Consider the following 11593-nt stretch of genomic DNA (forward strand, 5'->3'; position numbering starts at 1 on the left):
TCTACAATATAAAATCTAATTAATTGTTAATGAAAGAAAATTTAGCGCTAATTTTTATTCCCTAAATTTTGAAAAATCAACACCCCCCATTAGAAAAAAGACAAAATCTCACAAAAAAGAGTTTTCAAATTTGCTGAGAGAGCTTTTTCTCTCTCAATTGCCCGCAAGCCGCTTCAATATCCAAAGCTTTAGACTCTCTAATGGTGCATAATAAGCCTTTGGCGTTTAAAAAATCCGCAAACATTCTAGCGCTCTCTAAGCTAGGGCGCTCAAACTTAGAGCCTTCATGCGGGTTAAATAAGATCAAATTCACTTTGGATTTAATGCCGTTTAAAAGTTTCAAAAGTTTTTTAGCGCAATCCAAACTATCGTTTAGATCTTTAATTAAAAGGTATTCAAACATCACTCTTTTGCGCTGCTCTAAAGGCCATTTCCTCACTTCATTCAAAACGCATTCAATGTTGTATTTTTTATTCAAGGGCATTAAAGACGAGCGCGTTTTATCATCTACGGCGTGTAAGGATATGGCTAATTGCACGCCTAAATTTTTGCCCGCTAGAATGGGGATTTTATCGGCTACGCCACTCGTGGAAATGGTGATCCTTTTAGGTGAAATTTGCATGCCGGTATTAAAAATTTCAACCGCTTTACACACCTCATCTAAATTGTTCAAAGGCTCGCCCATTCCCATAAAAACAATATTGAGCGCTTTTTCAATGGGGAGGTTGTTGTCTTCTTTAATGAGTAGGGCTTGCTGGATAATCTCGCTCGCTTTTAAGTTTCTTACAAAACCGCCTTTTTGAGTGAAACAAAACGCGCAACCCACTTGACAGCCGATTTGACAAGACACGCACACGGTGTATTTTTCCCCATCTAAAACAGCGTTAGTCTCTCCATCAATCTTTTTATCTTTCATTTTCAACAACACCGCTTCAAAAGTGTGGTTGTCCCTCAAAGATTTAAAAAGGTATTTTTTAGAGCCATCAACGCTCTTTCTCACATGCGCGATTTCTATCGTGCGCAAAGTAAATTCTTGCTCTAAATAAGCGATAAAATCTTTTGAAAAATTATTTTGCATGTCTTTAAAGCTTGTTTTATACTTCGCATAGAGCCACAAATAAAGCTGCTTAGCCCTAAAACTTGGTTTTAAAAGCTGACTCAATTCATCTAAAGTGAAATCATAAATGCTAGCTTTCATGCCTTAAGCCCTAATTCTAAAAGTTGGTGCAAGTGCAAGACCCCTAAAACCTTATTGCAATCATCCACGCACACCAAAAGCTGGATCTTATGGCGTTCTAAAAATTCTAACGCTTCTAAAAGAAGAGCGTCTAAATTCTTAAAGCTTTTAGGTTTTAAGGTGGCAAAATGCTTCACCTCACTCTCCAAGCTAAGCCCTTTTAATAGCGCCCTACGGACATCGCCATCGCTTAATACCCCCACAAGCTCGTTGTTGTCATTGACTAAAATCGCGCTGCCTAGGCGTTTTTCACTCATTTCTATAAGCGCGTCTTTAAAGCTTGTGCTAGGGGCGATTAGGGGGAGGTTCGTGGTTTGCAATAAGTCTTTAACCTTGACAAAAAGTTTTTTGCCTAAAAGCCCGCCCGGATGAAAGGAGGCAAAATCTTCTTGGCTAAAATTTTTCGCTCGCATCAAGCATGCCATTAAAACATCGCCTAACGCTAAGGTTAGGGTGGTGGAAGTCGTTGGAGCGGTGTTGATCGGGCAAGCTTCTTTTTTAATTTTCAAGCTCAAATAATAATCGCCAAGTTTGGAGAGCGAGCTAGTAGGGCTTTTAGTGAAAGTGATGATTTTATGGCTTAGGCGTTTTAAATGGCTCACCAGATTCAATAATTCTAAAGACTCGCCCCCATAGCTAATCATTAAAATCACATCGTTTTTTTCCACCATGCCCAAATCCCCATGCATGGCTTCTGTGGGGTGTAAAAACGCACTCCTGTTACCGGTGCTTAGCATGGAAGCAGCGATTTTTTGCGCCACTAAAGCGCTCTTACCCACGCCCACTATCACAAGCTTACCCCCCTTTTCTTGGCTTTTTAAAATGAGTTTGACAATCGCTTCTAAATCGTTAGGTTTTTGGAATTGTCCAACGCTTTCTAAAAGCGCGCTCGCTTCATCTCTTAAGACTTGTATAGCGGTAGCGTTACAATCAAAAAGAATGGACATGACAAATGATAGCCGGGTATTTTCTAAACTTTTTAAAGAGCGCTTTTCTGATGAAATTACGAGTGTGATCTTCTAATTTTTTAGGGTTATTCAAAATTTCGGTGTTAGTAGATTTTAGTAACATTTCTAAGCCCCCTTGAATTTCTTTGATCAAATGCTTTTCATCTTTAAAGCCCACAAGCCCTAAGCTGGAAAATTGAGAGCTTTCTAAAAGCGCTTGTTTGTTTTTATTCACAAAAATCGTAGCCACAAACACCCCTAAGCTAGCGACTTCTTCTCTTTGTTGGACGATGCTAGTGTCAATACTCAAATTGCTTTGGTTATCCACATAGCTTTTACCGCTTTTAATCGTGCCTACTTTTTTGATAAATGTGGGGCTAACCTCCACCTGATCGCCATCTTCCATTAAATAGATATTTTTTTCAGGCACTCCGCAAGAAATAGCGGTTTGCTTGTGGCGCGCGACATGGTTGTATTCCCCATGCACAGGCAAGAAAAACTTAGGCTTAATGAGTCTTAGCATGAGCTTTTGCTCTTCTTGGGCGGCATGCCCGCTCACATGGATATTGTCAAATTCTTGATAAGCCACTTTAGCTTCTTTTTTGATCAAGAAATTCAACACCGCTGAAACGCTCGCTTCATTGCCAGGAATGGCTTTAGCGGAGATGATGACTAAATCGTTGGGTTTGATAGAAATGTGGCGGTGCTCATCTGTTGCCATGCGATAAAGCGCGCTCATGGTTTCGCCTTGTGAGCCGGTCGTTACGATTAAAACTTCATTGTCCGGATATTTAGCGACTTCATTGGCTTCAATAAAAGATTGATAAGGCAAATGGATATAGCCTAATTCCCTGGCGATGTCTAGGTTTTTTTCCATAGAGCGCCCGATCACAGCGATCTTGCGGTTGTATTTGATGCCGTATTGTATGGCTTGATAGACCCGGTGGATATTGCTAGAGAATGTGCTCATAATCACCCTCCCTTGCGCTTCTTTAAAAAGGGTATCAAAAGCCGGCGCTATGGTGCTTTCACTCGGCGTGGTTCCGGATTTATGAGAGTTGGTGGAATCGCTTAAAAGAAGCATCACCCCCTTTTCGCCATAATGCGCCAAACGATACAAATCCGTGGGCAAATTATCCACCGGGGTGTGATCGATCTTAAAATCGCCGGTATGGATGATCGTTCCGGCTTTAGTTTGGATCGCTAAAGCGCTGCTGTCAATGATAGAATGCGTGATGTGGATCCATTCAATGATAAATTCGCCCACGCTAATGGGGCAACGCTTTTCTACGATTTTAAAATACGAGCGGTATTTTTTCAAACCATGTTCGTCAAACTTGCTCCCAATCAGCCCCAAACTCAAAGGCGTGCCATAAAGGGGGAATTGCAACTCTTTAAACAAATAAGGCGTGGCTCCTATGTGATCTTCATGGGCATGGGTGATGATAATACCGGCGATTTTGTCCTTGATCTGGTGCAAGTAGGAAAAATCCGGGATTAAAATATCCACGCCAAAAAGCCCTTCTTTAGGGAAGCTCATGCCCACATCAATCACGATCGCGCTTTTTGGGGTTTCAATGACCATCATGTTCCCCCCAATCTCGCCCAAGCCCCCTAAAGGCGTGATTTTAACGCTCGCTTTAGAGTTTAAATTCATCTTATAATGCGGGTTTAAATGCTCCACTTGGATCTTGTTATTCGCTTCAACGCCCTTTTTGAGCTCCTTATGAAAGCCTAAAGTCCCTCTCTCATTCACATGCAAAATTTCCGTAACGCCCTCTACTTTATTGTTATCCAATTCTTCTTTGGCGTAATTTCGTGTTTTGGCGTGTTTTTGTTTGTGGTGGTTGTTTGGCTTTTTGTTGGGGCGATGCTCTTTTTTATGGTGCGAAAGCGCTTCATGGTGTGAAGACTCTGCGTTTTTTTGCGCGTTTTCTCTGAAACGCTTTTTGCGGTTGGTGAAGCGCTCAAACGCTCCGGCTCGCACCTCGTCAACTTTTGAATTTTCACTGCTGTTTTCATGGTTTTCATTGTTTTGGTTGTTATCAGTCATAACGATTATTCCTTTATTTCAATTTTTTAAAAAGGCATTAGCCTTTTAAAAGGTAATTTAAGAGCTTGAGATAATCTTGTACCTCAGACGCCCTCACGCTTGCTGGTTGGTTTTCTAACGCTAGAAAATCTAACACCTTATCAAGCTTTTCTTTATAAGAAACGCTTTTTTTAAGATTGTTTGAAAGCGTCTTCCTGGGAGATGAGAAACAAGCTTTCAAAAAATCTTCTAATGTTTCAAACCCTTTTTGTAGGGCTTCTTCAAAAAATGGCGTTTGGGCTAGTGAAGCTAACGCTTTTTCTTTCAGCGGCTCTTTAATCACTTCAAACACGCTAGAAAACACCTTTGGAGGCGGGCTAAACGCGCTGGGTGGCACATCAAACAAAAGGGTAGCGTCCCCTATGGCGTGAGCTAAAACGCTTAAAGCGTTCTGTGAATCTTTAGCGCAAAATTTGAGTGCCACTTCCTTTTGCGTCATCACCAATAAGCCCCTACATTTAGGGTCTTTGAATGCGTTTAAAACAAGCCTGGTAGCGATATAATAAGGCAAATTAGAAATCAAAAAATAAGGCTCTTCTTCTTTTAAAAAAAGAGCGTCCTTTTCCACTAATTCTAATTGAAAAGGCTTTTTTTGCGCCTTTAATCTCGCTCGCATTTTCTCGCACAAATTGCTATCTATCTCATAAGTCTTTAAAGGATAGCGATCCAACAACTTGAGAGTCAAATCCCCTAGCCCCACGCCAATTTCAATTAGCTTTAATGGGTTTAAGGGGGGCAAAGCATTAACAATTCTGTCTAAAAACGACTCGTCCGTTAAAAAATGCTGTCCTAAAGACTTTTTAGCTACTACCATAGCACGCTTTTAATTTCTCATATTATACCTTAAAAAGGGGATTTGTCTTTCCTTTTTAATGCAACTTTTTTATTATAGCTTTTTTCATTCAAAGATGTTGGTAGTTTTGACAATAGGAACGCTTCAATTAACACTCGTGGAGCTCGTCTCGTGGCGCTCGTCTCGTGGCACTCGTATTAAAAATTAGTATTAAAATCTTTTTCGTTAATAATTGGTTAGATTTCGCATTATAGAATAAAATCCTAGCCAATGAGCTAGAATTTAAATTTCAATTAAAGGAGTCATCATGGCACACCATGAACAACAACAACAGGCTAACAGCCAACACCACCACCATCACCACGCACACCACCACCATTACTACGGCGGTGAACACCACCATCATAACGCGCAACAACACGCTGAGCAACAAGCAGAGCAACAAGCTCAACAACAGCAACAACAACAAGCACAACAACAAAACCAACAATATTGATTGGGGCGTTTGTGGGGGCGGCCTTAGGGCTACTCCTGGCTTTTAGCTCTTTTGATCCAGTAAATCTATCAATTCAAACTAGCCCTTTTAACTCCATTAGATTTTTAAACTTTTAAAATCCCCCTTTTTCATTATTTTTTATTCTTAGATGGCTTTGTTTTCTGTCGCATAAAAATAAGCTTTATTCATTGAGAGTCATAATGGGGCGTGAACTCATGATTTGGTATGCATATTTTGATGCGTTCTAGGGGTGTTTTAAGGGGGTTTGTTGTAGGATTTCATCACGCCCCATAGTTGCATTATGGGGCAAACTACCTTAAAAGGAGCATGTTATGCCTAAGGCACATAACAAACGCTCTTCTCAAAACATTATACTTTGAGTTTGCTTTTTTAGGGCTTAAAGTGATCGTTTCTGTGAAACGCTGATTTTCTAAGAGCGTTCCCTTAAGTTTAAAAGCTTAGGGGTTTCCTTTAAAAAGCGGGTTTGTCCTTGACTTTGGGGCGTTTTATTTGTTTAAAACCCTGATTTTAGCGCTCATTAAATCGTGGTTTAGAGCTTTTTTGATGTTTTCAAATTGGCGTTTTTTGTTTTTAAGGCTTACGATTTCATTATCCACACCGCTTAAAATGTTAGCGATAGCGCTCTGTTCGTCTAGAGGGGGTAAAAGGATTTCAAAATCTTTTAAGGTTGCCATTACGATATAAGGGGTATTACCTTCATTTCTATTTGTTTGAATATGGGATTGCAAAAACATTGTTAAAAAATATTTTACAAATATAATATGTTCGCTAAAATTATCCAACACATAGGTTCTTTGATAGGCGTTAAATTTGCCCTTATAGTAATGCACATACCCCACATACGCACCATTTCCAGAAATTAAAATTGCTTCTGTGTCAAAAGCGTATTTATCTATAAAATAATAATCTTTTGCGCATGTATAAAATCTATATTTTCCATAATGAACCATTTCATTTGCATCTAATGAACCGGTTGTGATTTCGCATATATCCCCAAGCCTTACTCTTTGCCAATTTTGATTGAAGCCTTTCAAGCGTTTTCTTTGGCTCAATAGTTCAAAGCTTAAAGCTTTTTTAACGCTTTCTTTTTTAAGAATGAGGGCGTCTAAAGCATAAAGATAACGATCCAAATCGCTTAAAATGTTAGCGATAGCGATTTGTTCGTTTAGAGGGGGTAGGGGGATTAGCAAATTTTTAATTTTGTTTGGGCTAACTTCTAAAAAAGTGCTACCACTTGCCAACTTTAATAATTTATTTTTTAGTGTTAACATTAAATAATATAAAAATTCATTATTGATCTTTTCTAATGGTATCAGCGATTGAAAACCTTGATTTGTTGTAGCTACCACTTTAAGAATGGCACAATCTCCAATGCTGGCGCGACTTGTCAATAAAATTGTTCCTATAGGTAAAAGTTTGGTGCTTGACTTTTTTAACCCTAATGGCGTGATTGTTCGCTGACTTTTATGAACATATTTTGTTATGCCTATTTCTGTAGGCGTGAACCAATTAATACTGCCATTCCAAAATGATGTTACTTGAGTGCTAGGTGTGCCTCCGCCAATAATCTCGGCAATATCCCCAAGCCTCACTTTTTGCCAATTTGAGAGCGTTGTTAATGCGTCCATGCGTTCTTCCCAATAATCCTAAAGCGCACTAATGGAAGCATTCAAAACACCACCGTTTTGTTTTCATGCACAAACACCCTGTCTTCTAAAACGAGTTTTAAAGCCCTAGCCAAAACCAGTTTTTCTATATCCTTACCCGCTAGGCGCATTTTTTCCACGCTGTAATTGTGGTTAATGGGCAGAGTGTCTTGTAAAATAATTGGCCCAGCATCAAGGCTTTCATTCACAAAATGCGCCGTGGCCCCGATGACTTTCACGCCCCTTTCAAATGCTTGCTGGTAAGGGTTAGCCCCAATGAATGCGGGCAAGAAACTATGATGGATATTGAGAATCTGATTTTCATAGCGCTTCGTAAAATCATGGCTTAAAATGCGCATGTATTTGGCTAAAACGAGCAGATCCGTGCTCACTTTGTGTTTTAATTCCAAGTCTTTAATGATCGCTAAAACTTCTTTTTCATGCAAGTTTTGATCAACACAAGGCGCGTAAAAATAAGGGATGTCAAATTTTTCCACTAAAGGGCGTAAAATCTCGTAATTAGAAATAACGCCTAAAATTTGAGCGTTCAATTCCCCCCCATACACCCTTAAAAGCAAATCTCCTAAGCAATGGCTCTCTTTAGTAGCGAGTAAAATGATGTTTTTTTTATGCGTTAAAATGACTTCAATCAACAGCTCGCTAAAATTTTCTAAGGCTTTAAAAAGAGCGGTTTTTAAGGATCGTTCTTCTTGCTCTTTAATTTCAATATTCAAGGGCTTGATTTCTTTTTGGATTTTTAGCCGCATGAAAAAGCGCTGCTTTAAGGGATCAACAAATTCATCGTTTTTAACGATGTTATAGCCCTTGTTAGCGATAGTACTACTTATCGCACTCACCAAGCCTTTAGAGTCTCTAGCTTGAATTTTTAAAATAAATTCTAACATCTTTATCTCATCAATAATTGATAGCCAAGTGCTTGCGTGATAATATTTGATGCTGATTGCGTGGCTTTTTCAATGAAGCGCTCCATAGGGCTTTTTTCTAGCCAATAGGCTTTTTTAACCTTACTCAATTCCATTAAGCGATCTTGGGCTTGCTTAATCGTGCTGATTTTATCAATGAGTTTTAATTTTAAAGCGTTTTGAGCGCTAAAAACCTTCCCTTCAGCAAAATCCTTATAATCCTTAGCATTTAATTTCCTGGCTTTAGCGACATCATTCACAAACATTTGGTATTGCTCATTGACTAAATTTTGCAAAAAATCCTTTTCATTCGGTTTCCACGCCCTAGTGAAAGTGCCTATTTCTTTATATTCGCCCGCATGCACGCCTTGAGTGGCTACGCCGACTTTATTGAGCAAATCTTCCACATTCGCGCCTGAAAAAATCACCCCAATCGATCCGATCAAGCTCGCTTTAGAGGCATAAACTTCGCTCGCTTGCATGCCCGCATAATAGCTCCCGCTCGCCATAACCCCCCTAGCATACGCTAAAACGGGCATTTTTTGCTTCAAATCAGCGATTTTTTCGCTCAATTCCACGCTCGCTGACACAGCCCCACCAGGAGAGTCAATCAACAATAAAACGCCCTTAATGCTAGGGGTTTTTAAGATTTTATCCACTTCTTTGTCAAAATCCTCGGTGCTAAAAATCGCCCCATTTAAATAGAGCTTAGCGAGATTGGGCGGTTCGCTTGGCGCGCTTTCTTTAGCGCTAAAAAAGACTAATACAATGAGTAACAGCACAAACGACTTGAAATACTTCGTGATAAAATCTAAAGGCATAATGATTAAAGCCTTAAAAATTTTTTGAATGAAACTCCACATGCAGCTTTTCCTAAACTTAATATTTGACCATAAGAGTGTATTATACTTCAAATGTTTTAAGGATTAAATCATGGCGTGTAAATTTTGCCCTAAGATCAGAAAAACAGATTGGATTTTTATTTTAATCGCTGCTTTGGGTTTTTATTTAGTCAATAAATTGGGGTATGTGCCAAAATTCAATACCCCCACTTCAAAGATTTCACACTCTCTTTCACGCCCCATTGAAAAGCCTAACAATATAACCGAAGAAGAAAGAAAAAAACGTTTTATAGAGTTGCAAAAAGAATGCTTGCTCCATAAAGACAAGAAGGCATGCGAAGAGGTTTTTTAGATTGTTTTTGTTGTTTTTGCGCTTTTAGGGTCATGCTACTTGTAAGTTTTTCGCTTTTTTGTTTGCAAAAAGGCTTTTTTTAGCGGTGATTTTTAGCTATTCCAACACCCCCCAACACCCCAAAATTCAAGCACTCTTAAGCTAAGTCTAAGTCTACTATAATCAAAGGATTTTAAAGGGAACTTAAATAAAAGGCAAAAATATTTGGAAACTTATATCATTGATGCAGATAATATAGATGGGGATTTATTTTTCTATAATCTTACTAGAAACAGCAATGATTTTTCCATGTTGCCCATTTTTGAACTCGATCGCATTGCCCAAAAAATTAGAAATATTCTTAAAAAACATGGCAGTAGAAAAGACATTATTTTAAATCATAGAGAGTTACAGGAAGCCTTTTTTAATCTGTTCAAACCGCAGTTAAAAACCGTTCAAGTGTTCCTCTCGCATTCGCATGCGGATAAAGATAAGGCTTTAGAGGTTAAGGACTATTTGGAAAGCAAGACAAAACGCAAAGTGTTTATCGATTCGCTTTTTTGGGATTATAAAGACGATGTTTTAAACGAATTAGCAAAATACGATGATATAAGCAAGATTGAAGACGCTTTCACGCTCATTCTCAGAGAATCTTTACAAGATATGATTGAAAAATGCCCCTATTTCGTGTTTTTACAAAGTGAGAACAGCGTTTCTAATCAAGGGCTATCGCACAATCAAGATCTATTAAAAATCACTTATTCCGCATGGATTTATGAAAAGTTGAAAATCGCTAACACTTTTATAACTGGCACTACTCTAAAAGAATCGTGCATTAAAGCCATGCGCGTTTCTTACGATGTCACAAACTTATTAAGGAGGTTTAAACCTATCTCTCTTGATAGTTTGTGCAAAAAAATTGCTCCTAATCTTATAACAAAGGATACAAAATGAAAACTTATCAAAAATTACTAAGTGCAAGCTGTTTGGCGTTGTGTTTAGTGGGCTGTGGGAGTGGCGGTAGCGGTGAATCGCCGGTTGAAATGAGCGTGAATAGCAAGGGAGAGTTTTCAATCAGCTCTAAAGTGGATAGCGTTACTATTCAAGGCGTGAAGCTTAATCGGGGTAATTGTGCTGTCAATTTTGTTCCAGTAAGAGAGGCGCTTCAAATGGGTGTTTTAAGTCAAGTTACTCCAATCTCTATACAGGATTTTAAAGATATGGCAAGCGTTTATAAAGAACTTGACATCAAAGAAAGGTTGTCAAACATGGAGAATAAAATTTCTCAATTAGAGCAAAAGGGTGTGATGATGGAGCCTCAAGCCCTTAAATTTGGAGAAAAAAGAGAGGGTATTTCTCAAGGGTGCGATATTATAGAAGCAGAAATACAAACCGACAAAGGCACTTGGACTTTTAACTTTAAGAGATAAATATCAAACATGGACAATAGCACAGACAGAGCAAAAATCCTTGTAGAAGAGCTTAAAATCTTACAAGGCGTTATCAACAGAATGGCGCAAAATTCTTTAGAATGCAAAAAATGGACTCTCGTTCTTGTAGTTGGGGTTTTATCTCTTAAAATAGAAGCGATCTCTAATTTTTATGGGTTATGCGTTTTAGGGGTGCTACTTCTATGTTTTTGGTTTTTAGACGCTTATTATCTCGCGCAAGAAAGGTTATTCAGGGAGCAATACCAATGGCTGATAGAAAACAGGCTTAAAACCGATGAAAGGCTGTTTGAAGTCTTTCCTACTCATCAAACTTGCCAATTAACGCAACTCTTATCCGCCATGCGTTCGTTTAGCCTTTTCCCTTATTGGGCGTTAGCTCTTTGTTTGGTGGGCTATGGTTTGTTTTTAATTCTGTTTCAATGAAGCACTGGCTATAAAATAACTTGACTCCAATCAAACGATAACTTTTGAAGCGTTTTAAGATTTAGGGTATCGCAAAATAATCCCTACTCCCTTATGATTTTCACTATAAAATAAAACTTTAGACAAGAAAGCAAGATCTAAGAAACCAACACAAGCAAACTAAAATCATTAAACATTAAATATAAAGACACTAACAACTAAAAATATAAGTATTAAGAAATAACAAACAATAAGCAAGCAAATATTAAAAACAATCAAGAATAAAAAAAAGAAAGAATAAGCCCAATCTTTCAAAACTAAGCAACAAGAAGTTCTTTTGTCAGGTAATACTCTTTGGCTTTTAACAAGCGAATGTTAAAAGCTTTTCTCTAGAAAGGAGGTGATCCAACCG

Annotated in this window: 11 protein-coding genes and 1 pseudogene; 5 read left to right on the plus strand and 7 right to left on the minus strand. The window is 38.4% G+C overall.

Features of this window, described 5'->3' with window-relative positions; all coding sequences use genetic code 11:
• Positions 1–124: 124 nt before the first annotated feature.
• Genes rlmN through rsmA form a run of 4 tightly spaced genes read right to left on the minus strand, consistent with a single transcriptional unit; the run spans position 125 to position 5090 of the window.
• A complete protein-coding gene (rlmN, locus tag EAL44_RS07445; protein ID WP_121076425.1) occupies positions 125–1198 on the minus strand; it encodes a dual-specificity RNA methyltransferase RlmN in 1074 nt (357 codons plus the stop codon).
• Positions 1195–2184: a KpsF/GutQ family sugar-phosphate isomerase gene (locus EAL44_RS07450; protein WP_121076428.1), complete on the minus strand. Its 990-nt coding sequence runs from the start codon at positions 2182–2184 to the stop codon at positions 1195–1197. The genes rlmN and EAL44_RS07450 overlap by 4 nt, the downstream gene beginning before the upstream one ends.
• Complete coding sequence (locus EAL44_RS07455) at positions 2168–4237, minus strand: ribonuclease J (RefSeq protein ID WP_121076431.1); 2070 nt, start codon at positions 4235–4237, stop codon at positions 2168–2170. Before EAL44_RS07455 ends, EAL44_RS07450 begins: the two co-directional genes overlap by 17 nt.
• Before the next feature lie 37 nt (positions 4238–4274).
• The gene (gene rsmA / locus EAL44_RS07460) at positions 4275–5090 is read right to left on the minus strand and encodes a 16S rRNA (adenine(1518)-N(6)/adenine(1519)-N(6))-dimethyltransferase RsmA (RefSeq protein WP_121076434.1); all 816 of its coding nucleotides are present in this window, start codon (positions 5088–5090) and stop codon (positions 4275–4277) included.
• 286 nt (positions 5091–5376) lie between these two features.
• Between rsmA and hpnL the strand changes: the two are divergent.
• Positions 5377–5502 (plus strand): annotated as a pseudogene (gene hpnL, locus EAL44_RS08140) (nickel-binding protein HpnL); the annotation flags it as partial.
• A 569-nt stretch (positions 5503–6071) separates the two neighbouring features.
• Here hpnL and EAL44_RS07470 read toward each other — a convergent pair.
• Genes EAL44_RS07470 through sppA form a run of 3 tightly spaced genes read right to left on the minus strand, consistent with a single transcriptional unit; the run spans position 6072 to position 9018 of the window.
• The gene (locus tag EAL44_RS07470; protein WP_205585222.1) at positions 6072–7214 is read right to left on the minus strand and encodes a restriction endonuclease subunit S; all 1143 of its coding nucleotides are present in this window, start codon (positions 7212–7214) and stop codon (positions 6072–6074) included.
• A gap of 41 nt (positions 7215–7255) precedes the next feature.
• On the minus strand, positions 7256–8137 hold the full coding sequence (gene purU, locus EAL44_RS07475; protein ID WP_121076437.1) for a formyltetrahydrofolate deformylase: 882 nt from the start codon (positions 8135–8137) through the stop codon (positions 7256–7258).
• Positions 8138–8139: 2 nt separating this feature from the next.
• Positions 8140–9018, minus strand: coding sequence for a signal peptide peptidase SppA (sppA, locus tag EAL44_RS07480; protein WP_121076440.1), 879 nt, complete (start codon positions 9016–9018; stop codon positions 8140–8142).
• 70 nt (positions 9019–9088) lie between these two features.
• Between sppA and EAL44_RS07485 the strand changes: the two genes are divergently transcribed.
• From EAL44_RS07485 to EAL44_RS07500, 4 genes are all read left to right on the plus strand, one after another.
• Entirely contained in the window at positions 9089–9349 is a 261-nt protein-coding gene (locus EAL44_RS07485) for a hypothetical protein (RefSeq protein WP_121076443.1), read from the plus strand.
• A gap of 204 nt (positions 9350–9553) precedes the next feature.
• The gene (locus EAL44_RS07490; RefSeq protein WP_121076446.1) at positions 9554–10282 is read left to right on the plus strand and encodes a toll/interleukin-1 receptor domain-containing protein; all 729 of its coding nucleotides are present in this window, start codon (positions 9554–9556) and stop codon (positions 10280–10282) included.
• Positions 10279–10758, plus strand: a complete 480-nt coding sequence (locus EAL44_RS07495) for a hypothetical protein (RefSeq protein WP_121076449.1) — start codon at positions 10279–10281, stop codon at positions 10756–10758. Before EAL44_RS07490 ends, EAL44_RS07495 begins: the two co-directional genes overlap by 4 nt.
• A gap of 9 nt (positions 10759–10767) precedes the next feature.
• Complete coding sequence (locus EAL44_RS07500; RefSeq protein ID WP_121076452.1) at positions 10768–11202, plus strand: hypothetical protein; 435 nt, start codon at positions 10768–10770, stop codon at positions 11200–11202.
• Positions 11203–11593: the final 391 nt, after the last annotated feature.

Source organism: Helicobacter pylori (genome assembly GCF_003637685.1).
Taxonomy (GTDB): domain Bacteria; phylum Campylobacterota; class Campylobacteria; order Campylobacterales; family Helicobacteraceae; genus Helicobacter; species Helicobacter pylori_CJ.